Annotated in this window: 23 protein-coding genes; 13 read left to right on the top strand and 10 right to left on the bottom strand. The window is 69.0% G+C overall.

All coding sequences use genetic code 11. From position 1 onward, the window contains the following. Positions 1–18: 18 nt before the first annotated feature. The gene (locus AC3AGO_RS35660; protein WP_487824921.1) at positions 19–792 is read right to left on the bottom strand and encodes a GNAT family N-acetyltransferase; all 774 of its coding nucleotides are present in this window, start codon (positions 790–792) and stop codon (positions 19–21) included. 183 nt (positions 793–975) lie between these two features. Then, complete coding sequence (locus tag AC3AGO_RS35655; RefSeq protein WP_487824457.1) at positions 976–1,371, bottom strand: MerR family transcriptional regulator; 396 nt, start codon at positions 1,369–1,371, stop codon at positions 976–978. A gap of 72 nt (positions 1,372–1,443) precedes the next feature. Between AC3AGO_RS35655 and AC3AGO_RS35650 the strand changes: the two genes are divergently transcribed. Then, entirely contained in the window at positions 1,444–2,640 is a 1,197-nt protein-coding gene (locus AC3AGO_RS35650) for an alkene reductase (RefSeq protein WP_487824456.1), read from the top strand. Between the two features lie 161 nt (positions 2,641–2,801). Then, positions 2,802–3,584, top strand: coding sequence for an alpha/beta hydrolase family protein (locus AC3AGO_RS35645; protein ID WP_487824455.1), 783 nt, complete (start codon positions 2,802–2,804; stop codon positions 3,582–3,584). A gap of 226 nt (positions 3,585–3,810) precedes the next feature. Here AC3AGO_RS35645 and AC3AGO_RS35640 read toward each other — a convergent pair whose 3' ends face one another. Next, positions 3,811–4,224: a nitroreductase family deazaflavin-dependent oxidoreductase gene (locus tag AC3AGO_RS35640; protein WP_487824454.1), complete on the bottom strand. Its 414-nt coding sequence runs from the start codon at positions 4,222–4,224 to the stop codon at positions 3,811–3,813. A 220-nt stretch (positions 4,225–4,444) separates the two neighbouring features. Here AC3AGO_RS35640 and AC3AGO_RS35635 point away from each other — a divergent pair, with 220 nt between their 5' ends. Then, a complete protein-coding gene (locus tag AC3AGO_RS35635; RefSeq protein WP_487824453.1) occupies positions 4,445–4,915 on the top strand; it encodes an N-acetyltransferase family protein in 471 nt (156 codons plus the stop codon). Between the two features lie 76 nt (positions 4,916–4,991). Here the strand turns inward: AC3AGO_RS35635 and AC3AGO_RS35630 are convergent, their stop codons facing one another. From AC3AGO_RS35630 to AC3AGO_RS35620, 3 genes are all read right to left on the bottom strand, one after another. Further along, a complete protein-coding gene (locus tag AC3AGO_RS35630; protein WP_487824452.1) occupies positions 4,992–5,363 on the bottom strand; it encodes a VOC family protein in 372 nt (123 codons plus the stop codon). Between the two features lie 11 nt (positions 5,364–5,374). Beyond that, complete coding sequence (locus tag AC3AGO_RS35625; RefSeq protein WP_487824451.1) at positions 5,375–5,719, bottom strand: hypothetical protein; 345 nt, start codon at positions 5,717–5,719, stop codon at positions 5,375–5,377. Positions 5,720–5,800: 81 nt separating this feature from the next. After that, a complete protein-coding gene (locus AC3AGO_RS35620; RefSeq protein WP_487824450.1) occupies positions 5,801–6,181 on the bottom strand; it encodes a MarR family winged helix-turn-helix transcriptional regulator in 381 nt (126 codons plus the stop codon). A 225-nt stretch (positions 6,182–6,406) separates the two neighbouring features. On the opposite strand from AC3AGO_RS35620, the gene AC3AGO_RS35615 reads away from it, so the two are divergent. After that, positions 6,407–6,787: a hypothetical protein gene (locus AC3AGO_RS35615; RefSeq protein WP_487824449.1), complete on the top strand. Its 381-nt coding sequence runs from the start codon at positions 6,407–6,409 to the stop codon at positions 6,785–6,787. Positions 6,788–7,065: 278 nt separating this feature from the next. On the opposite strand, the gene AC3AGO_RS35610 is transcribed toward AC3AGO_RS35615, so the two are convergent. Then, positions 7,066–8,517, bottom strand: a complete 1,452-nt coding sequence (locus tag AC3AGO_RS35610) for a lipase family protein (RefSeq protein WP_487824448.1) — start codon at positions 8,515–8,517, stop codon at positions 7,066–7,068. 480 nt (positions 8,518–8,997) lie between these two features. Here AC3AGO_RS35610 and AC3AGO_RS35605 point away from each other — a divergent pair, with 480 nt between their 5' ends. The 4 genes from AC3AGO_RS35605 (at position 8,998) to AC3AGO_RS35590 (ending at position 14,703) form a co-directional block, all read left to right on the top strand. Continuing rightward, entirely contained in the window at positions 8,998–10,287 is a 1,290-nt protein-coding gene (locus AC3AGO_RS35605) for a cytochrome P450 (protein ID WP_487824447.1), read from the top strand. A gap of 13 nt (positions 10,288–10,300) precedes the next feature. Beyond that, positions 10,301–11,881 (top strand): peroxidase family protein, encoded by a 1,581-nt coding sequence (locus AC3AGO_RS35600; RefSeq protein WP_487824446.1) that lies wholly within the window; start codon positions 10,301–10,303, stop codon positions 11,879–11,881. A 484-nt stretch (positions 11,882–12,365) separates the two neighbouring features. Further along, entirely contained in the window at positions 12,366–14,207 is a 1,842-nt protein-coding gene (asnB, locus tag AC3AGO_RS35595) for an asparagine synthase (glutamine-hydrolyzing) (protein ID WP_487824445.1), read from the top strand. 34 nt (positions 14,208–14,241) lie between these two features. Beyond that, the gene (locus AC3AGO_RS35590; protein WP_487824444.1) at positions 14,242–14,703 is read left to right on the top strand and encodes a MarR family winged helix-turn-helix transcriptional regulator; all 462 of its coding nucleotides are present in this window, start codon (positions 14,242–14,244) and stop codon (positions 14,701–14,703) included. A 38-nt stretch (positions 14,704–14,741) separates the two neighbouring features. Here AC3AGO_RS35590 and AC3AGO_RS35585 read toward each other — a convergent pair whose 3' ends face one another. After that, positions 14,742–15,647: a LysR substrate-binding domain-containing protein gene (locus AC3AGO_RS35585; protein WP_487824443.1), complete on the bottom strand. Its 906-nt coding sequence runs from the start codon at positions 15,645–15,647 to the stop codon at positions 14,742–14,744. A 126-nt stretch (positions 15,648–15,773) separates the two neighbouring features. Here AC3AGO_RS35585 and AC3AGO_RS35580 point away from each other — a divergent pair, with 126 nt between their 5' ends. The 3 genes from AC3AGO_RS35580 to AC3AGO_RS35570 all read left to right on the top strand — a co-directional run bounded on the left by AC3AGO_RS35580 (position 15,774) and on the right by AC3AGO_RS35570 (position 17,598). Next, a complete protein-coding gene (locus AC3AGO_RS35580; protein ID WP_487824442.1) occupies positions 15,774–16,247 on the top strand; it encodes a helix-turn-helix transcriptional regulator in 474 nt (157 codons plus the stop codon). A 71-nt stretch (positions 16,248–16,318) separates the two neighbouring features. Next, positions 16,319–16,753, top strand: a complete 435-nt coding sequence (locus AC3AGO_RS35575) for a VOC family protein (protein WP_487824441.1) — start codon at positions 16,319–16,321, stop codon at positions 16,751–16,753. After that, entirely contained in the window at positions 16,750–17,598 is an 849-nt protein-coding gene (locus AC3AGO_RS35570; protein WP_487824440.1) for a class I SAM-dependent methyltransferase, read from the top strand. The genes AC3AGO_RS35575 and AC3AGO_RS35570 overlap by 4 nt, the downstream gene beginning before the upstream one ends. 44 nt (positions 17,599–17,642) lie before the next feature. On the opposite strand, the gene AC3AGO_RS35565 is transcribed toward AC3AGO_RS35570, so the two are convergent. Next, the gene (locus tag AC3AGO_RS35565) at positions 17,643–18,296 is read right to left on the bottom strand and encodes a YceI family protein (protein ID WP_487824439.1); all 654 of its coding nucleotides are present in this window, start codon (positions 18,294–18,296) and stop codon (positions 17,643–17,645) included. Positions 18,297–18,815: 519 nt separating this feature from the next. On the opposite strand from AC3AGO_RS35565, the gene AC3AGO_RS35560 reads away from it, so the two are divergent. Continuing rightward, the gene (locus AC3AGO_RS35560) at positions 18,816–19,220 is read left to right on the top strand and encodes a hypothetical protein (RefSeq protein ID WP_487824438.1); all 405 of its coding nucleotides are present in this window, start codon (positions 18,816–18,818) and stop codon (positions 19,218–19,220) included. A gap of 132 nt (positions 19,221–19,352) precedes the next feature. On the opposite strand, the gene AC3AGO_RS35555 is transcribed toward AC3AGO_RS35560, so the two are convergent. Beyond that, on the bottom strand, positions 19,353–20,546 hold the full coding sequence (locus AC3AGO_RS35555; RefSeq protein WP_487824437.1) for an RtcB family protein: 1,194 nt from the start codon (positions 20,544–20,546) through the stop codon (positions 19,353–19,355). A gap of 315 nt (positions 20,547–20,861) precedes the next feature. Here AC3AGO_RS35555 and AC3AGO_RS35550 point away from each other — a divergent pair, with 315 nt between their 5' ends. Further along, positions 20,862–21,326: a cyclic nucleotide-binding domain-containing protein gene (locus tag AC3AGO_RS35550; RefSeq protein ID WP_487824436.1), complete on the top strand. Its 465-nt coding sequence runs from the start codon at positions 20,862–20,864 to the stop codon at positions 21,324–21,326. Positions 21,327–21,356 lie beyond the last annotated feature (30 nt).

Raw genomic sequence — 21,356 nt, 5'->3', positions numbered from 1 at the left:
GGTATCGGGCGTGGCGGGTCAGGCGGGCGGGAGGGGGTGCCGTATCCAGACGTTGGGTTCGGTGTAGACGGCGTGGTCGTGGACGGTGTCGCAGTGCACGGGGACAAGGGCGCCCGGCACGTCGACATAGCCGTCGGTGTCGAAAGGCAGGCCGGTCCACTGCCGCCACTCGCGCAGCGACCCGCTGACCGTCATGGACGCCGGTGCGACCTTCTCGACGGTCCCGCCTGCCCGTACGTGCACGCGCAGCCAGGGATCCTCGGGCAGCCCGTCGTCCCGTACGCGGCGGACGTACTCCGTCATGGGGACGCGCGGTACGCGGTGTTTGGAGGTCGGACGCACCGGGGCCAGCAGTGCGTCGTGGCCCTGGCGGCCGGCCGCGTTCCGGAGCGCGGCCAGCATGCGGTGCGAGAGGCCGCGGCCCCTGTACGCGCTGTCGATGCTGATCTCCAAGGCGCTGGCCGTGGTCGAGGGGCGACCGTTGCGTCGGTCGGCGTAGGCCCACACCAGTACCCGGTCCCAGCCCTGGTCCGGCATCTCCTCACGACCCTCGGGCACCGTACTGAAGGGCACAGCCAGGCCGCATGCGACGACGCGGCCGGCGTCCGTGGCCACCACGCAATACTGCGGGAAGTCCTCGGCGACATTGCCCAGCAGGGCTGCGACGACCGGGTCCTGGCGGATGAACTCCGGCCAGGTTCCGGCGATTTCGTCCAGCCGGGCGGTCAACTCGGGGCGGGCGGCGAGCGGTGTGATCTCGATACCCTCGCCGCCCTGCGAACTGCCGGTCAGATCACGGCTGTTGCTCGTGTCGGGACTGCCGCTGGCGTCAGAACGGTCACTGGTGTCGGCCACGTCGCGAAACCCTTCCACACGCCGCTCGCCGCAGCCACAGGTTTCTTGCCGTACACGTACAGACCCCGACGTACGGGCCCGGCCCCGCGCAGTCCGGCCGCCAGACAGCGGCCACCGTAGTCAGCGTTCGCCCTCGCCCTGCCCGGCGGCGACGGGACGGCTGCCCGAGGCGGTGTCGATCACGTCGCCCAGTACGTCGCGGGAGCGGCGCAGGTCCTCGATCATCCGGTCGATGCGGTCCCGTTCGATCTCCAGCTCGGCGACCAGCTTCCCGTCGGCGCTCTCGGCCGGGCCGCCGTCCACGTCGCGCATGCACGGCAGCAGCTGCACGATCTTGGCGCTGCACAGTCCGGCGGCGAACAGTTCCTGGATGCGGACGACGCGGTCGACGGCGCCGTCGGGGTATTCGCGGTGGCCGCCCGGGGTGCGGTCGGCCGCGAGCATGCCTTGCTGCTCGTAGTAGCGCAGAGACCGTTCACTCACTCCCGACCGTCGGGCCAGTTCGCCGATCCGCATGACCCACCTCACACCCCTCTGTCGTCGGCCCGCCTTGAATCTGACACCGATGTTAATTCCTACGGTGCCCGCATGACAGAGACACCGGCCCACGACGGCCTCTTCGAACCCGCCTCTCTCGGTACGCTCCGGCTGCCGAACCGACTCGTGATCGCCCCCATGACCCGCAACCGCGCGGACGCCGACGGCACGCCGGGCGAGCTCGTGGCCCGCTACTACGCCCAGCGGGCCTCCGCCGGACTGATCATCGCCGAGGCCGCCACGCCCAACGCCGTCGGCCAGACGTACCCGAACATCACCGCTCTCCATACCGACGCCCACGAGGCCGGGTGGCGGCAGGTCACCGAGGCGGTGCACGCCGCAGGCGGCCGGATGTTCCTGCAGATCCAGCACGGCGGCCGCGTCGGCCACCCGGACAACAGCGGACGTACGCCCCTCGCCCCCTCCCCCATCGCGCTGCCGGAGACCATCCACACGCCGACGGGCCGTCAGGAGCCGGTCGTGCCACGGGAGATGACGGAGGAGGACATCCGCTCCACCGTCGCCGACTTCGCCGCGGCCGCACGACGGGCCGTCGACGCGGGCTTCGCCGGCGTCGAGGTGCACAGCGCCAACGGCTACCTGCTGCACCAGTTCCTCTCGGACAACACCAACCGCCGCACCGACGGCTACGGCGGCTCCATCGACAACCGCATCCGTTTCACGCTGGAGGTACTCGACGCCGTCATCGCGGCCGTCGGCGCCGAACGGGTGGGCCTGCGCGTCTCCCCCGGCAACACCGTCAACGGCATCGAGGAGGATGACTCCGCTGCCCTGTACCGGGCGCTCATCGAGGCGGTGGCCGAACGCGGACCGGCGTACGTACACGTCGCGTTCGCCGACCCCGACTCGCGTGTCTTCCAGGACATCCGCAAGCACTGGCCTGGCACCCTCATCGCCAACCCGGTCCTGCCCGGCGACGGCATCCCCGCCGACGGCGGCCTCCACGCCGCCGGGCAACTACTGGCCACGGGCGCGGACTTGATCGCCCTCGGCCGCCCCTTCCTGGCCAACCCGGACCTGGTCGAGCGACTCCGTACGGGCGCTCCCCTCAATCCCGTCCGGGACAAGTACCTCATGTACGTCGGCGGCGAGACCGGCTACACGGACTACCCGACCCTGGCCGGCGTCCACGGTGACAAGGACGGCTGGGACGAACACGGCGGGCACGGCGGGCACCTTGCCGATGAGGTCACGGCGCCGGCCGCTGCCGAGCCGTCCTCCGCGTAGCGGACAAGGGTCCCGGCCCGTAGCGGGATACCGTCGGACGCGTCGGGAAGTCGAGCAGTGCGTGGCGCTGCTCCGCTGCCCGACGTCTCGCGGTGGCACCGGTTGGTGCCATCCTCGTGTCCCTGTCCGATGATCAGTCCCTGCCTAGGTGAGCACAGCACATGAACGAAAAAGTGAGATTCCCGAGCGTCGTCGGCCCTGAACTGGCCGGGGTGATCGACCTGCCGGAGGGCGAGATCCGAGGCTGGGGCCTCTTCGTCCACGGCTTCACCCTCGGCAAGGACTCGCCGGCGGCCTCGCGCGTCAGCAAGCAGTTGGCACGCGAAGGGATCGGCATGCTGCGCTTCGACAATCTCGGGATCGGGGACTCCGAGGGCGACTGGGGAGACGGTTCCTTCACCGTGAAGGTGCAGGACACCGTCCGTGCCGCGGCCTTCATGGCGGAGCGGGGCACTCCGGTGGATCTGCTGGTGGGGCACTCGTGGGGAGGCGCCGCCGCCATCGCCGCCGCGCGCGAGATCGCCGATGTCCGCGCGCTGGCCACGATCGCGGCACCCGTCGACCCCAGCCACGTCGAGCGGCAGTACGACTCGGTCCTCGACCGCGTCCTCAACGAGGGCTCGCACGAGTGGTTCGTCGGCGGAAGGACCCTCGTCCTCAAGCGCGCCTTCGTCGAAGACGTCCGCAAGGCTCACCTGCGCGACCGGATCGGCGAAGTGAACCTTCCGCTCCTCGTCGCACATTCGCCCACCGACTCGACCGTCGACATCGACAACGCCGCGGAGATCTTCCAGGAGGCACGGCACCCCCGAAGCTTCATCTCGCTCGAAGGAGCGGACCACCTGCTGACCGCGCGAGGGCAGGCGCAGCGGGCCGCTCACATCATCAGCGCCTGGGCCGACCAGTACATCGGCGACTCACGCCCCCGGGAAGCGGCGTCCTGAGCGACGGAAAACACGGACAACCAGGGACTCTCTCCGGCAGACCCACCCCGGCAGGCTCCGCCCGTACGCGAGCGGAGCCTGCCGGGGGCGCTGCGGCCGAACTGCCGTGGCCGGGGCCGGTGTTCACCCACGGGCCGCTCGTTCGTCGCGGCGGGCCTGGCGGGGCTCCCCTACTGTGCGCTGCGGCCTGGGCGCCGGGCCCCCTCGCCCGGCAGCCCAGCGGCAGTCAGCGTCGTTCGAGCAGGACGACCGGGATGACGCGGGACGTCCGGTTCTCGTACTCCGCGAATCCCGGGAAGCGCTGCTTCTGGGCCTCCCAGACGGGATCGCGCTCGTCGCGGTCGAGGACGCGGGCCCGGACCGGGATCGTCTCCGTGCCGACTTCGATCTCGATGTCCGGGTGGGTGAGGAGGTTGTGGTACCAGTCCGGGTTCGTGTCCGCGCCGGCCGCGGAGGCGAAGACCGCCCAGCCGTCCGCCGTCTCCTGGTACATCACCGGGTTGAGCCGGGGAGAGCCGCTCTTCGCCCCGACGTGATGCAGCAGGAGCATCGGCGCGCCCTCGAACTGGCCGCCGACACGTCCGCTGTTGGCGCGGAACTCTTCGATGATCTTCTGATTCCAGTCGCTTGTCTCAGTCACCTCCCCATCGAATCCCCCGCGCCCGGGACACGCCAGTGCTCTCCCGCGATCGGGGCACCGCCACAGTCCCGGCGGGCGCGGGCTGCCGCGTACGGGTGCGACGGTCGCGTACGGAAGGGACGGGGTCGTGCAGGAGGAACGGGCGTGTTCGAGAGGGACAGGCGCGTTCAGGAGGGACGGGCCGTACGGCGGCGCGTCCTCGCTGGTTAGGCTTTCCGTCATGATCCGTACTGCCGTTCCGGGCGATGTGCCCGCCATCCACGCCATGATCCGTGACCTCGCCGAGTACGAGCGGGCCCTCGACGAGGTGCGGGCGAGCGAACAGGACCTGCACCAGGCGCTGTTCGGGCCGCAGCCGGCCGCGTACGCGCACATCGCGGAGGACGAGGACGGCCGGCCGGCCGGTTTCGCGCTGTGGTTCCTCAACTTCTCCACTTGGCGCGGCGTCCACGGCATCTACCTCGAGGACCTGTACGTACGGCCGGACGCGCGCGGCGGCGGCCACGGCAAGGCGCTGCTGCGCGAGCTGGCCCGCCTCTGCGTGGAGCGCGGGTACGAGCGCCTGGAGTGGTCGGTGCTCAACTGGAACGCACCGTCGATCGCCTTCTACGAGTCGCTGGGCGCGCTCCCGCAGGACGAGTGGACCGTGTACCGGCTCACGGACGGAGCGCTCAAGGAGTTGGGCGCGTAACGGGGACGCCAGGCGCGGGCACTGATCGTCCTCTACGTCCGCCGCCCGCCCCAACGGCGCCGGTAGCCGCGGCCGTTCAGTCCGGGATCTGTGTGGAGAGGCAGAAGGGGTGCCCGGCGGGGTCGCGCAACACGCGCCACCGGTCCGGCTGCGGCTGTTCGTCCGTCGTCCGTGCGCCGAGCGCCAGCGCTTCGGCCTCCGCGGCGTCCAGGTCGGTCACCGCCACGTCGAAGTGCATCTGCTTGGGCGCCGCGTCCCCTGGCCAGGTCGGCTCACGGTGGCCGGGCACCTTGACGGCGGCGAGGAACATCCCGTTGCCCAGCCGTGCCGCCACGAACTCGTCCCCGGTGAAGACGACTTCACCACCCACCAGTTGAGTCCAGAAGTGCGCGAGCTTCTCCGGCTCGGCACAGTCCACCGCGACCGATCCCAGACGACCCACTGCCATGACGGCTCCCCTCACCACTCCGCTGTGACACCGCATGCGGACTCTATCCGGCTCCACTGACAACGTTCTGCCGAACGGGGACCGGCGCCGGCCCAGTCGTCCTGCTTCCTCTCCGCGTCCAGGAACAGCCAGCGGTGCTCCCAACCCGTGGTTGAGCCCGGAGGCGGCAGGGCGGGCTGGTCGAGGACCCGGAGCCAGGTGCCGTCGGCTTGGCGACGGGCAACGGGCGGCGGGCGGCGGGCGACTTCGACGGTGACCTGGCCGTCCGTCAGGCGCAGGGAGGTCAGCGCCGGCTCGCTCCGGCACGCTGTGGGCAGTTGGTGGTCAGGGGTGAAGGCGGGCCGGGCGGTCCTCATGGCCAACGGGCCCCTCCGTGTCCTGCGGTGACCGGAACACCGGGGCGTGCCTCAGGGGATGCGACAGCTCGGCCGGCAAGGTCATCGCGGCCCGGCGAGCAATTCCCAGAGGACGGCGCGGCATTGCGCCAGGCGCTGCGGGCCTACTCGGTCGGCCCATTGCCGGTCCACCCTCTCCGCACTGCGCCACGCCGCCTCCGCTGCGGCGGTTCCGCCGGGGGTGAACGCGACGAGCTTGGCTCGCGCGTCCGCGGGGTCCCGGCGGCGGTGAAGATAGCCCTTGGCGACCAGTTCGTCGACAAGAGGGCCGACGGTCTGCTTCGTGCTCCCCAGGCGCTCGGCGATCTGGGTGACGCGGGCTCCGTCGCTGTCCTGGAGTGCGGCGAAGATGCGCAGATGAACAGGGCGCAGGTCCGCGATGCCTGCAGCGAGGAGGTCGCTCTGAACCTGTTCGGAGACCACGGCAGCCAGACGGCGTGCGAGTGCGCCGATCCTGGCGTCCGGCCCCAGCTGGACATCAGCGAGCTGGCTCGGGTCGCTGTGCGATGGGGAGTTCGGCAAAGTAGTCAGGCCCCCGTATCTTCCGGAAATAGTCAGGCCACCGTACCGTTTGGGTCGCTGGACTGCGAGCACGGCGCAGATCCAGCTCTGCGGCTGCCCCGATCACGACCGGAAGGACCCTCGGCGATGAGCGAACGCACCCGAACGGCCACTCCGCCTCCGCAACGCGTCACCGCGGTCACGGTGTTGTCCTGCCTGCTTCTGCTGTCCGGGATCACTCACGTGGCACAACTCGCCGTGTACGACGCCGAAGCGAACGTGGTGGGTGCCGCCGGGTTCGGCGCGGCGTACTTCGCGATCGGCATCGGATTTCTGCGGCGCTGGCCGGCCTCCCTCCAACTGGCGGCCGTGCTGCCGACGATCGGTGGTCTGCTCGGCCTCTACCGCTTCCTCTTCCTCCACGCGAACCCCTTCAGCATCTGGCACGTGGCGCTGGACCTGATCATCGTGCCGACGGCCGTGGTTCTTCTGAGGCGCAGGCAGGCAGAGGCTGTTGGAGGACCTTGAGCCCCATCGGACACGGTCTCCTGGAGGCCCATCGGTGAGTGCGGCGCGCAGCGGACGGCGTATGAGTCCCCCGTGTCCGACCCCGGCCCCTCCGGACGGAACGGCCGGAAGGAGCGAACACACACGCCGCCCCACGGGTCAACGCGCCACGACAGCACCCGGGTCACGGCTCGCCCCGATGCGGTACGAAGGACAGTCGACGCTCACCGTTTCCCGTGTGCATCAGGAGCCCACGTACAACCCTGCCCGCCGGGGCGCAAGGACAGCCGGCGCCCTCGTCACTCCATGGCCCGTGGCCAGCCGGAGCCGTCGCCGTTGTCCGGGTCTCCCGGATCCGCATCCCAGTGTGCGCCGTCATCCACCGCACGCTTCACGTGATTCATTTCGCCGAACTCGTCGAGGACGAGGTCCGGGGCGAGGGTGGAGAGGTAGTGGCTGCATTCGTGGTCGCCGAAGGAGTATTTGAAGGGGACTCCGCGGGTCAGGGCGAGCCTGCTCGCGACGTACGCCAGGGGTGCCACGAGGGCCAGACCGGCGAGGTTGCGCATCTGCCGCGAGCGCGCCGTGCCGGACCGCTCGCGCCATGCGTCCGTCGTCCGGAAGGGGGGCCACGCCGCGCGGCCGACGGCCTCGGCCGCTTCCGCGATGCCCCGGCCCGCCCAGCTCAGCGTCCTCGCCTGCGCCTTGAGCCTGGACAGTGCGCTCTGGGGTACGGAGAACTCCTGCGTGGCCGCCAGGACATCGCCGGGGAAGGAGAGGGCCGCGTCGAGCACCTCACCGCCCAGCTGGAAAGCCGCATCCACCACACCGATCGACTTTCCGAAGTGGTACTCGCGTCCGAAGGGCGCGTACTGCCCCACGGGGCGGGGCGGCAGGCACGGTACGACGTCGCGGTGGTAGATGTAGCGGATCAGTTTGTCGCGCAGGATATGGCCGTTTTCGGGGAATTCCTTGTTCTCGCAGGCCTGGGCGAACCGCAGGTCCCCCATCATGGGCTGCCCGAACGTGTAAACCCCTTTGATTTTCTTGGCGATACCGCTGTACCGCTCGTCGCTGAGGAGCATGATGGCCATGAGCGCGGCCATCGCGCCGCCCATGCTGTGACCTGTGATGTACAGCGCCTCCAGCTCTGCAGGTGCCTCCAACTCCGCCGGCGTTCCCGGCTCGTCGTCGGACAGGATGGAATCTCCCGCCACGGCGCGGTTCAGGGCCTCGATTATCGGATGGCGCGTCGCCCGTACGTTCCGGTAGAAGCCGGCGTGGACGCCGTGCGTCTCGTCGCCTATGTCCAGGGAGATCCTGTCCGGGCTCACATCGGCGTCGGCCAGCACGCTGATGATGTCCTCGGGCGGCGTGCCCCGATAGCACAGTATGGCGACCTTGCGGTCCCGGTCCTGGATCACATAGGCCGCGGAGGCGATGTACAAGGCGTTCACTCGCTGCTCGAATACGAGGCAACGGTTCTCTTCCATGCCCAGGCGGGTCATCATGGTGGCGAGTGTTTCCGGGTCGCCTTTCTGACCCCATCCCGCATAGGAATACGCGGCACAGGCCGCCATGACGTGCGGAATCACGTTCTCCGCGTCCGGCTGTTTGCCGGCTGTCGTCAAGCGCGTCACGAGATCTGGATACACGGGGAAATGGGATGCCGCTTGCTCGTCTCGAATGCGGTCGCTCGAGGGCTCATAGTCGCTGTAGATGTCGGTGAATTTGGGGCCGGTTACCCGCATGTGACGCATCGCAGCCTCACTGAGTGGAGGATTCGCAGAACAGCTGCCTGACCGCAGAACCAGGGCACTGAGCACATCACCGCCCTCAAGGGGCGTCAAGTATCGGACTGCAGGTGCTTTCGTATCAGGTTTCCGGCCCCGTACGACCCGTACGACCCGGCCATCCGCCGGCCGGCCGGGTGGGGCGGACGGGCAGAGCGGGACGCCAGGTGACAGGCAATGTGTCCGCGCCGGCGCACCCGCACCACGGCTCAACTGCGGAGTCCGCGCCTCCTCCGGGAACGTCTGGAACTCCGGCAAAGATCGAGGAACGAGACCCGAAATGCACACGTCCCCGGCAGGGCCCCACGGCTAATGTCGCTTTTGGGTTTTGATAACAGGAGGGGGCGGAAACCGGCCGGAAGGCCGATGGCTGTCATGCCTTCTCCCGCAGCCGGTCCCACTCGACCGTGCACTGGGGCCCAGAACTGGACGGGAGCCATGAGCTACCTCGAGCAATATGACGCCCAGACCGACGACGACGCCAGGACCAAGCTCGTCAGCCGGTGGATACGAACCGACTGGCGGCCGTTCTTTCTCGAACTCAGGGAGAAACGGCCGATCTTCGTGACTCCGGGCTTCACCCTCGTGACCCGGTTCCCGGATGTCACCGAAGTGATGTCCCGGGAGAAAACCTTCTCCGTCAAGCTGTACGCGTCCCGTATGGACCCTGTGGTGGACGGGCCCATCATGCTCTCGCGCGACCAGACCCCGATCAACTGGCGGGAAAAGGGCATCATGCAGGCGATGCTGAAGCCCGAGGACCTCGAGCGGGTACGCCGGCTCACCGGTGAGCTCGCGGACGAGGCACTCGACGAAGCCGCTTCCGAGGGCCGCATCGAGCTGGTGAACAAGCTGGGGCGCTACGTACCGATCCGCATCTGCGGAAAGTACTTCGGCTTCCCCGGGCCGGACTTGGCATCGATGTACCGCTGGTCCGTTGCCACCCAGACGGACATGTTCAAGAACCTGCAGAACGACCCGGACGTGCACAAAGCCTCCGTGCGGGCGGGCGAGGAAATGATGGAGTACCTCGTCCAACTGCTGAAGAAGAAAAAGAGCGAGGCCCACCGGAAGCGCATCAAGCCGCCGCAGGACACGTTCAGCAGGCTCGTCAGGACCCACTTCCCGGGGGAGCTGGGCTTCGACGAACACCGGCTGATCGTCAATGTCGCCGGCCTGCTGATCGGGGCGGGTGAGACCACCTCGCAGGCGATCGTGCAGGTCGTGGAGCAGATCCTGTCACGTCCGGAGATCAAGGCGGAGGCGATCGCCGCGGCCGCCGAACCCGAAACCGAGCGGTTCGACCGGTACGTCTGGGAGGCGTTGCGGTTCAACCCGATCAATCCGCTGGTGTTCCGGGTCTGCGAGTCGGACTACACGGTGGCCGCCGGCACCCCTCGCGCGACGCGCATTCCGGCCGGAACACTGGTCTTCGCCTGCACCGCGTCCGCGATGTTCGACGAAGACGTCGTGCCGGAGCCGGACGCGTTCCGGACCGGCCGTCCCGACTTCGCCTCACTGCACTTCGGCTACGGGCACCACACCTGCCTGGGGCGGTACGTCGCCTCGGCCATGATCCCCGAGGCGGTCCGCCGGGTCCTGCTGCGCAGCGACGTGCGGCTCCTGCCGCCGCCCGACGACCGCGTCGACTTCCAGGGCAAGCCCTTCCCGGAGCGGTTCACCATCGCCTACGGAAGCCGGCCGGCTCCGGATCGCGCCACGGACTGAGGGGAGCCGACCCATGGATTCCGCGAGGGATGCCGGGAGAAGCAAGGTCAACGACGGCTGGGCCAACCGCCTGGAGTTCTTCGTCACCACGCATTTCGCACCGGTCTGGGACCTGGTACAGCTGCTCGGGCCGGTGCGGCGCCAGGTCAATAGGTTGCTCGTCAACCGGGCCATCCTCAAGATGCCGACGAGGCCGGCCCCGCTGAGTACGAAAACCCCCTACTCCTCCTGGGATTCGCTGACGGACCGCACGTTCATCGGCAGGCATCTGCCGCCCAAGGAGGATCCGGACACCGGATATCCGAGTGTCGAGCGGACCGCCGACTTGTTCACCCGGCAGGGAGACACCGTCCTCTGCCCCAAGTCGACAGTTCTGTTCGCCTACTTCGCCCAGTGGTTCACCGACGGATTCCTGCGCAGTGACCATTCGGAGCCCCGGGACCCGAGAAAGACCACGTCGAACCACGAGATCGACCTGAGCCAGGTGTACGGGCCGAACGCCGCTGTGACCCGGCTGCTCAGGGACAAGGAAGGGGGTCTGCTCAAGAGCCAGTTCATCGGCACCGAGGAGTATCCGCCCTACCTGTGCGAAAAGGGGGTCATCAAGCCGGAGTTCGAGGGCCTGTCGGTGGTCAGCTTCGACGAGCTGTCCCTCGACCAGAAGAACGGGCTCTTCGCGATGGGTGGCGACCGGGCGAACTCCCAGGTCGGCTACACCATGCTCAACGTGCTCTTCATCCGGGAGCACAACCGCGTCGCCCGGCTGCTGGCCCGGGATCACCCCGAGTGGGACAACGAGCGTCTCTTCGAGACGACGCGCAACATCCTGATCGTCCTGCTCATCAAGGTCGTCGTCAGCGAGTACATCAACCACATCACGCCCTACCACTTCAAGTTCTTCCTCGACGCCTCCGCGTTTCCCAACGAGCGGTGGCACAGGCCGAACTGGATGGCGATCGAGTTCAACCTCCTCTACCGCTGGCACGGTCTGGTCCCGTCGAAAATCAATATCGGCGGGGAAGAACTCCCCATGCACGGGACGATCTTCAACAACGAGCTTCTCGTCCGCCGTGGTCTGGGACCGCTCTTCGAGGACGCCTCGAACCAGCGCGCGGGAAAGATCGGGCTGTTCAACACCGACCCCGCTCTCCGCGAAACGGAGATCCAGAGCATCGTGCAGGCCCGGCAGGTGCACTTGGCGAGCTACAACGACTACCGGGCCAACTGCCAGTATCCGCGCGTCACCGACTTCGACCAGATCTCCGGAGACCCGGCGGTGCAGTCCGCCCTGCGGGACGTGTACGGGAGCGTGGACAGCATCGAGTTCTATACGGGACTCTTCGCCGAGGATGTACGGCCCAACTCCGTTCTGCCTTCGTTGATCGGGCGGATGGTCGGCATCGACGCGTTCTCGCAGGCGCTGACCAATCCGCTGCTGGCGCCGCGCGTCTTCACCGAGGAGACGTTCTCGCGGCGCGGAATGCACCTGATCAACGAGACGAAGACACTGTCGGACCTGCTGCACCGCAATCTGGCCGACGGCTCACAGAAGCACTTTGTCAGCCTCACCCGGCGGGGATGGCACAGGGCGTAGCAAACCGCCCTGCCGACGGGGGCGTTCGAGCTCGCGACGACAACGCGACAACGCGTCAACGCGCCGACCAGCCCGAGCGCCCTCGCACGGCTCCAAGGGTCAGCCCTCCTCGGGCGGGTCCCGCGGAGGCTCCCGGCGGGGGTGCGACCGGGCGAACGCGCCGCCTGCTCCGACAGCAACACCCAGGGCCGCGCCCCGCACCCCGTCGCGGGCGCCAACCCCCTTACGGCTCCAGCCAGTTGAGCGCCACCCCATCCCTCCCCCATCGCCCGGCAACCCCCTGACCAAGAAGACGCAAAGGCGCGCGGCCGGATCACGTGCGACCCCCGGGGACGGTTGACGCAGGACCCTCACGTGCAACACGCTCGTTACATAGGTGCTCGATACACCTGACTTGAGGTGACGGCCGTGTTACGTGCTGTCCCGACGGGGCTGCGCGAAAACGTCGCCGTCACACGCGTGAGACAAGTGGCGGAGGTACAGCATGTGCGGAATCTGCGGATGGGTCTCCTACAGCAGGAACCTGTCCTCTGAACGGGACACCGTCGACGCCATGACCGAGACGATGGCCTGCCGCGGACCGGACGACCGGGGCACCTGGATATCCGGGCCCGCCGCGCTCGGCCACCGCCGACTGGCGATCATCGACCTGCCCGGCGGCCGGCAGCCGATGACGCTGGACACCCCCGAGGGCCCGCTGGCCCTCGTCTACTCGGGCGAGACCTACAACTTCGAAGAGCTCCGCAAGGAACTCGCCGGCCGCGGCCACCGCTTCACCACCGACTCCGACACCGAAGTCGTGCTGCACGGCTACCAGGAGTGGGGCCCGGCAGTGGCCGAACGCCTCAACGGCATGTACGCGTTCGCTATCTGGGACGGCCGCGAGAACAAGCTCGTCATGATCCGCGACCGGATGGGCATCAAGCCCTTCTACTACTACCCCACCGACGACGGGGTGCTCTTCGGCTCCGAGCCCAAGGCCATCCTCGCCAACTCCCTCGCCCGCCGCGAAGTCACCCTCGACGGCCTGCGGGAGCTCTTCGCCTTCGTCAAGACGCCCGGCCACGCCGTGTGGGAAGGCATGCGCGAGGTGGAACCGGGCACCGTCGTCACCGTCGACCCCAACGGCGTACGCACACACACCTATTGGACCCTGGAGACCCGCCCGCACACCGACGGGCAGGACGAGTCCGTCGGACAGGTACGTACCCTCCTTGACGACATCGTGCGCCGCCAGCTCGTCGCCGACGTACCGCGCTGCACCCTCCTCTCCGGCGGTCTCGACTCCTCGGCCATGACCGCACTCGCGGCGCAGCAGCTGGGCCAGGCCGGTGAGACCGTCCGCAGCTTCGCCGTCGACTTCGTCGGCCAGACCGAGAACTTCGTCGCCGACGAACTGCGCGGCACCCCCGACACCCCCTTCGTGCACGACGTGGCACGCGCCTCCGGCACCGAACACCAGGACATCGTCCTCGACTCCGACCAGCTCGCCGACCCCGAGGTGCGCTCGCGGATGATCCGCGCCCGGGACATCCCCATGGGCCTGGGCGACATGGACGCCTCCCTGTATCTGCTGTTCAAGGCCATCCGGCAGCACTCGACGGTCGCCCTCTCCGGCGAGTCGGCCGACGAAGTCTTCGGCGGCTACAAGCAGTTCTTCGACCCGGCGGCGCGCGAGGCCGACACCTTCCCCTGGCTGGTGAAGTTCGCCGAACAGTTCGGCGACGACGGCAACATCCTCACCACGGACGCCACCCGCGCCCTCAACCTCGACGGCTACATCCGCGACAGCTACCAGTCCGCCGTCTCCGGCATCCAACGCCTCGACGGCGAGAGCGACTTCGAGTTCCGGATGCGGAAGATCTGCTACCTGCACCTGACCCGCTTCGTCCGCGTACTGCTCGACCGCAAGGACCGCGCCAGCATGGCCGTCGGCCTGGAGGTACGCGTGCCCTTCTGCGACCACCGGCTCGTCGAGTACGCCTACAACACCCCGTGGTCGCTGAAGTCCTTCGACGGCCGCGAGAAGAGCCTGCTGCGCGAGGCCACCGCCGACGTACTCCCCCGTTCCGTGTACGACCGGGTCAAGAGCCCCTACCCCTCCACCCAGGACCCGGGCTACGCCGAGGCGCTCAAGCGGAACGTGCAGGACATCCTCGCCAAGCCCTCCCACCAGGTCTTCGACATCGTGAGCAGGGACTGGGCGGAACGTGCCGTCAAGGTCGACACGCCGCAGATCAGCCAGGCGTCCCGGCGCGGACTGGAACGCACGCTGGACCTGGCCCTCTGGATGGACATGTACCAGCCGACCCTGACACTCTCCTGATCCCACCAACGGGCAACGGGGAGGATCACCTGACATGGGCGCTCACGAGGACGCCGCTCTCGACGTCGTCATCTCGCTGCACCGGCTGCTGCGTTCACTGCGCAGGGCCGGTCCGGGCGGGCAGCTCTCGCCCACTCAGCTGATCCTCCTCGCCCAGCTCTCCGAGCTCGGCCCCGAGCGGATCGGTGCGCTCGCGCTGCGGACACAGTGTTCGCAGCCGACCGCCACCGCCGCCGTCGCCGAACTCGCCTCCGCCGGACTGGTCGAGCGCATGCCCGACCCCGACGACGGACGCGCCCGCCGGGTCTCCCTCACGGAGGCCGGCCGCGCCATGCTGCGCGACGAGGCACGCGGCGAGACCGAGGCGCTGCTCCAGCGCCTCGGCTCGCTGCCGCCCGAGGACGTCGATCGCCTCCTCGGCATCGGCCCCCTCCTCCGCCACCTCGCGGAAACCGACCCGGCCCCGGCCAACTCCCCCACCGCAGACGCTTCCTGACACCCCGTCGGACGGTTCGGCACGTACGGCGCGCGGCCTCACCCCTCGATGTCCGCCAGCGTGGGCAGGGCGCGTTCAGCGACGCGCAGGACTGCCCGGAGCGGAGCCGAGGGGTTGCCCGCGTCCCACGCCAGGGCGATGGGCAGCGCCGGTACGCCGGGGCCCGCCAGAGGCCGGAACACCACATGGTCGAGGTGGATGTGCCGGGCCGACTCCACCACCACGGCCACCCCGACACCCGCGCCCACCAGCGCCAGCATGGTGTACGAGTCGGGTGCCTCCTGCGCGATCCGCGGCACGAACCCGGCCTCGTGGCAGGCCTGTACGACCGCCTCGCGCACCGCGGAACCGCGGGAGGCGGGGAAGGTGAGGAAGGGTTCCCGCGCCACCTCGGCCAGTGCCACCTCGTCCCGCGCTGCGAGGGGATGGCTCTCGGGCAGCGCGAGAACGAGGCGCTCTTTCCGTACGACGCGGGTGCGCACTCCGCGGCGTACGGGCAGGGCGACGAACCCCAGATCCAGTGTGCGGTCCACGAGCCGGCCCTGCGCCTCGCCGGCGTAGACCTGGCTCTCCAGGACGAGTTCGATGCCGGGGAGTTCACTGGCCACCGCGCCGGTGAGCAGCGGCAGCGCCGCGTAGCTGCTCGCTCCCGCGATGCCGACCCGTACGCGGCCGACCTCGCCGGCGTCGGCCGCCCGTACGGTACGGCGCACCGCGGACGCGCGGGCCAGCAGGTCCTGGGCCGGTTCCCACAGGGCCTGCCCTGCGGGGGTGAGCCGTACGGAGCGGGTGGTGCGCTCGAAGAGCGTGACGCCCAGGTCGCGTTCGAGCTGCCGGATCTGCTGGCTGAGCGGTGACTGCGCCATGTGCAGCCGCTCGGCGGCCCGCCCGAAGTGCAACTCCTCGGCGACAGCGATGAATCCGGAAAGATGACGAAGCTCCACCCGCCGACCCTAGCCGTTGCCGTCCGGCCCCTCCACGGGCCGGCAGGGGGCCGCGCGACCGGGCGGGGTTCACGTCGCGGTCGCGGCGCGGCGCATTCGGGTGCGGCACGTGCCAGGATCGGGGCGATGGACGTGCCGCACGGGACCGCGAACGGGCCCCACCTCGCTCACCTGCGTCAACTGCGCGCCGCCAAGGACGCCATGGACCGGGAGTGGGCCGACGAGGCGCTGAATCTGGACGCGGTCGCGGCCCGCGCGGGCTACTCGCGCTCCCACTTCGTCCGGGCGTTCAAGGCGACGTACGGGCAGACGCCCGGCCAGTACCTCTCGCAGCGCCGCATCGAGCGGGCGGCGGAGATGCTGCGCACCTGCGATCTGAGCATCACCGAGATCTGCCATCTGGTCGGCTTCGCCGGTCTCGGCACGTTCACCACGCGCTTCAAGCAGTACACGGGCCAGACGCCCGGAGAGTACCGGCGGACGAAGGTCGGCCGCGGCGCCGCTCTCATCCCGGGCTGTTACGCCCTGCTGTGGGCCGGCGGCTTCCGGCCGGGCAGGGACGCACCGGCCGAGGACAGCAATTCCGAAGAAGCCGGATGACGGAGCCGCTGCCTACGGTGGACCGGTCAGCACCGCACACCGCGGAAAGCCGCCGGAGCAGGGAGCCCACCATGATCAAAGGCGTCGGCATCACGACGATCTGGACGCTCGACCAGGAGCGTACGAAGACCTTCTTCGCCGAGAAGCTCGGCATGGAGGTCCGCACCGACATGTCCATGGGCGACTCGCGGTGGATCACCGTGGGCGCCAAGGACCAGCCGGAGTTCGAGCTGGCCCTGATGCGCCCCGACGGCCACGGCGTCGACCCCGAGTCCGTCCGGGCCCTCACCGAGCTGGTCACGAAGGGCGTGCTCGGCGGAGGGGCGCTGCGCACGGACGACTGCCGGGGCGACTACGAGACGTTCAAGGCGCGCGGGGTGGAGTTCCTCCAGGAACCCAAGGATCGCCCGTACGGCATCGAGGCCGTCTTCCGCGACGACAACGGCAACTGGTACTCGCTGACCGAGCGCAACGAGGAGCTCGACCTGACCAAGGAGTGGGCGTGACCGAGGCTCCCGACAACACGGCGGAGCGCTGCGCCCTGTGGCGGGCGATGCACGTCCGGGTCGACGAGGCTCCGTACGTGTTCGAGGACGAGGTGGGCCTGCGCCTCCTCTCCCCCGGCGCCGACTGGCGCGAGCGCCCCGACATGGAGCCGGCGGCGACCCGCGGGTTCCGGGCCGCGATGGTGTCGCGGGCCCGGTTCGTGGAGGACCTGGTGGAGCGGGAGTCGGTGCGCGGCGTCGACCAGTACGTCGTCCTCGGCGCGGGTCTGGACACGCTTGCCCAGCGCCGTCCGGAGCTCGCCGCCCGCCTCGACATCTACGAGGTCGACCAGCCTGGCCCGCAGGCCTGGAAGCGCACCCGCCTGGAGTCGCTCGGCTACGGGGTGCCGCCCCGTCTGCACCTGGTGCCGGTGGACTTCGAGGCGGGGGAATCGTGGTGGGACAGGCTGACGGCGTCCGGTTTCGACCCGCGTCGCCCGGCGCTCGTCGTGTCGACGGGCGTCGCCATGTATCTCACCCGTGAGGCCACGGCCGCCACCTTGGAGCAGGTCGCGAAGCTGGCCCCGGGGTCGACTCTGGCGCTCTCCTTCACGCTGCCCGCCGACCGGATCGACGAGGCGGACCGGGCGGGCCTGGAGACGAGCAGGAAGGGGGCGAGCGCCTCCGGGACGCCCTTCGTCAGCTTCTACTCCCCGGAGTCCATGCTCGGACTCGCCCGCGCCGCGGGCTTCGCGACCGCCGAGCACGTACCGGGGAAAGAGGTGGCCGACCGTTACTTCGCCGGGCGCGCGGACGGCTTGCGGCCGTCCAGCGGCGAGGACTTCCTCCTCGCCACCACCCGGTGATCCTCCGTCAGGCAACAGGCCGGCTCGGGGACGGTCTTCTGCGGTCAGAGCGTGGAAGGCATGCGGATGGCGGCGATGTCGAACTGGAGGCGGACCTTCTCGCTCACCATCGTTCCGCCCTGGGCGAGCCGCGCGTTGTAGGTCAGGCCCCAGTCGGAACGGTCGATGGTGGTGGTCCCGTCGAAACCGACCCGCTCGTCGCCGAAGGAGTCGGTGACGTGGCCGATGTAGGTGAGTTCCAGGAGTACGGGGCGGGTGACGTCCCTGATCGTGAGATCGCCGGACATCTTGTAGAGGTCCGGCGCTGCGAGTTCGACTGCGGTGCTGGTGAAGGTCATGCGCGGGTACCGCGCGGCGTCCAGGAAGTCACGGCCGGTCAGGTGGGCGTCGCGCTGCGGCTCGCCGGAGTCGACGCCGGCGGTGGACAGCGCGATGCGGGCCCGGGAGCGGGTGGGGTCGTGGCCGTCGAAGTAGAGGCTGCTCTCGTACTCCGTGAAGGCGCCGCGCACGGTGGTGACCATGGCGTGCCGTACGGAGAAGCCGATCCGGCTGTGGGCTGAGTCGATCATCCACTCGCCGGTCAGTCCCGCGAGGCCGGGTTCGGCTCTGCCGGCGCGGGACTGTTCGGGGACGCGGGCTGTCGCAGTGGCGCCCGCCGTCGCGCGCCGGGGGGACGAGCTGCGTTTGAAGAGGTTCATGATCACCTACTTACGCGTCAGTACGGTCTCGCCGCAAGCCCGGCTCAGCGGCCGGACACCTTCTGACCAGCGAAATCCTCGACAGTCGCGTCAGTTCGGCACAATCTCCGCCCTTCGTTCAGCGAGGCTTCACAGCCCTTCACCGCGGGCGGATACCCCGAGCGGCGCCCGTCCTGTGCGACCGGACGGCGTGACGGCAGGGATTTCTCGAATCGGGCTCCTTCGAAGTGGATGCCTTCCCACAGACACGCTGACCCGTAAGGGAAGTTGAGTGTGCCTGCCACACTTCGCTTCTCCCCGATGGTTTCCGGTCGTGCGGAGACAGGTGAGGTGGCTGACGGCCGGTCCATGGCGAATTGGCTGCCTCCGTTTGGAAGGGGGCATTCCTGGTGTGGATTCCGGCCAGAGATCCGTCTTTCCGTGCCCCGCTGTCCGGAAAGCAGCTGGTGGTTCATCGCGGGAAATCTATGGTTAACGCCGTAAGTCGAATGGATAAATCCTCACTACAGGAGAATTTTCTTGAAGACCCGAAGAATGTTCGGCGTTGTCGCAGGGGCTGCCGCTCTCACGCTGGCGATGTCGACGCAGGCCTACGCGGCCGACTACTCGATGAAGACCGACGACGGGGACCCGGGCGGGAAGGTGGAGTTCACCACCAACGGGGACGTCCTGAAGGTCTCGGACATCGAGGCCGACGGCTGGGGCGTCAAGGCGTGGGTGATCAAGAAGTCCACGGGCAACGTCGTCTACACCATCCAGGCCGGCGGTACCGGAAGCAGCAAGACCGCCCGCGCCAGTGACGGTGGGTCGCACAACCTCGCCGAGGACTCCGGTTCGACGGCCCAGTACAAGTTCCGTGTCTGTCTCCACAAGGAGAACTCGGACGCATACTGCGACGACGCCAACGACTGGGTGAACCAGTAGGCACGTTGTAGGCCCCGGCGGCGCGGCACACCCCCTGTCCCTCTGGACACACCTCTGTTCCTCAGGACACGCCGCGCCGCCGGGCACGGCCGGCGCCCCGCACGGCCGTGCGGGGCGCCGGCCGGACAGGGGTCAGCCCTTGACGCAGACCACCTGCTTGAGCTGCGCGACGACCTCGACCAGGTCCTGCTGCTGCTCCATGACCTGCTCGATCGGCTTGTACGCGCCGGGGATCTCGTCCACGACGCCGGCGTCCTTGCGGCACTCGACGCCCTGGGTCTGCGCCGCGAGGTCCTGCTCCGAGAAGCGCTTCTTGGCGGCGTTACGGCTCATCCTCCGGCCGGCGCCGTGCGACGCGGAGTTGAACGAACCGGCGTTGCCGAGACCCTTCACGATGTACGAACCGGTGCCCATGGAGCCGGGGATGATGCCGTACTCGCCGCTCCCGGCCCGGATCGCGCCCTTACGGGTCACGAGCAGCTCCTGACCCTCGTACGTTTCTTCCGCCACGTAGTTGTGGTGGCACGAGATGACAGGGTCGAAGAGCGGCTTGGCCTTCTTGAACTCCCGGCGTACGACGTCCTGGAGGAGCCCCATCATGACGGCGCGGTTGTGCTTGGCGTACTCCTGCGCCCAGAACAGGTCGTGCCGGTACGCCGCCATCTGCGGGGTGTCCGCGACGAAGACGGCGAGGTCACGGTCGATCAGGCCCTGGTTGTGCGGGAGTTTCTGCGCCTCGCCGATGTGGAATTCCGCGAGCTCCTTGCCGATGTTGCGGGAGCCGGAGTGCAGCATCAGCCATACGGATCCGTCGGTGTCGACGCAGACTTCGACGAAGTGGTTGCCCGAACCGAGCGTTCCCATCTGCTTCGTGGCCCGTTCCCGGCGGAACCTGACCGACTCGGCGACCCCGTCGAACCGGTCCCAGAAACCCTTCCAGCCCGCCGTCGGGAAGCCGTGCAGCCGCCCCGGATCCACGGCGTCGTCGTGCATGCCGCGTCCCACCGGGATGGCCCGCTCGATGCCGGAGCGCAGCCGGGACAGATCGCCGGGGAGGTCGTTCGCGGTGAGCGACGTCTTGACCGCGGACATGCCGCAGCCGATGTCCACACCGACGGCCGCCGGGCACACGGCGCCGCGCATCGCGATCACCGAGCCGACGGTGGCGCCCTTGCCGTAGTGCACGTCGGGCATCACGGCGAGGCCCTCGATCCACGGCAGTGTGGTGACGTTCCGCAGCTGCTGCATCGCGCCGTCCTCGACCGTGGCCGGGTCGGCCCACATCCGGATCGGCACCCGGGCGCCGGACACCTCGGTGTACGACATCGTTCTCAACTCCCCCAGTGGAAACGGGTGTACGGCGCGGTCTGTTCACTCCGCGTGCTTTTCCGTACACCCGCGTACGTGTTCGTCATGCGCGCCGGCCGTAAGGCCGGTATCGCGCGGGTGTGCACCGCCCGGCACAAGGCGGGCGCTGTGCGTGATGACCATTGTGGTCTGCCGCCCCCTGCCGGCAGCAACACGTTTTCGCCCGCGCTTCCCTCGTTTGACCAGGCACTCGGAGGGTGACTCGCAGGACAATGGCGAGAGGACGCGCTCCCGCCCCCCATCGCGTCCCGTGGTCGCGCACCGGAGGATGCCATGAATACGTTCTCCCCCACCCGGATCACCACCTCGCTGCCCGCGGAGCACCGCGTGCGTCTGGTGGAGACAGCCAAGGACGTCAATTTCCCCAGTGGTGCGCGGCTGTTCGACGAGGGCACCCGTGCCGAGCAGTTCTGGCTCGTACGCTCCGGCACCGTCACGCTCGACGTCCGCGCTCCGGACGGCGGCAGGATCGCGATCGAGAACCTCGGTCAGGGTGAACTGGTCGGCTGGTCATGGCTGTTCCCGCCGTACGTGTGGCAGCTCGGCGCTGAGGCGATGACGCCGGTGCGGACCCTCGAATTCGATGCGGCGACCGTACGGATGATGATGGCGGCCGACTCCGCGCTGGGCGCGTCGGTGAACCACTGGGTCGGCTGGGTCATCTCGTACCGGCTCAACGCGGCGCGCGCCAAGCTGCTGGAGGCGTCCCAGCACCGCGGGCACAAGCACCTGATCTGACACCGTCGGCGGGCCGCCGCTCCCTACGGG

The organism is Streptomyces sp. BL1 (genome assembly GCF_057628045.1).
This window is presented reverse-complemented; position numbering and strand designations above follow the sequence as displayed.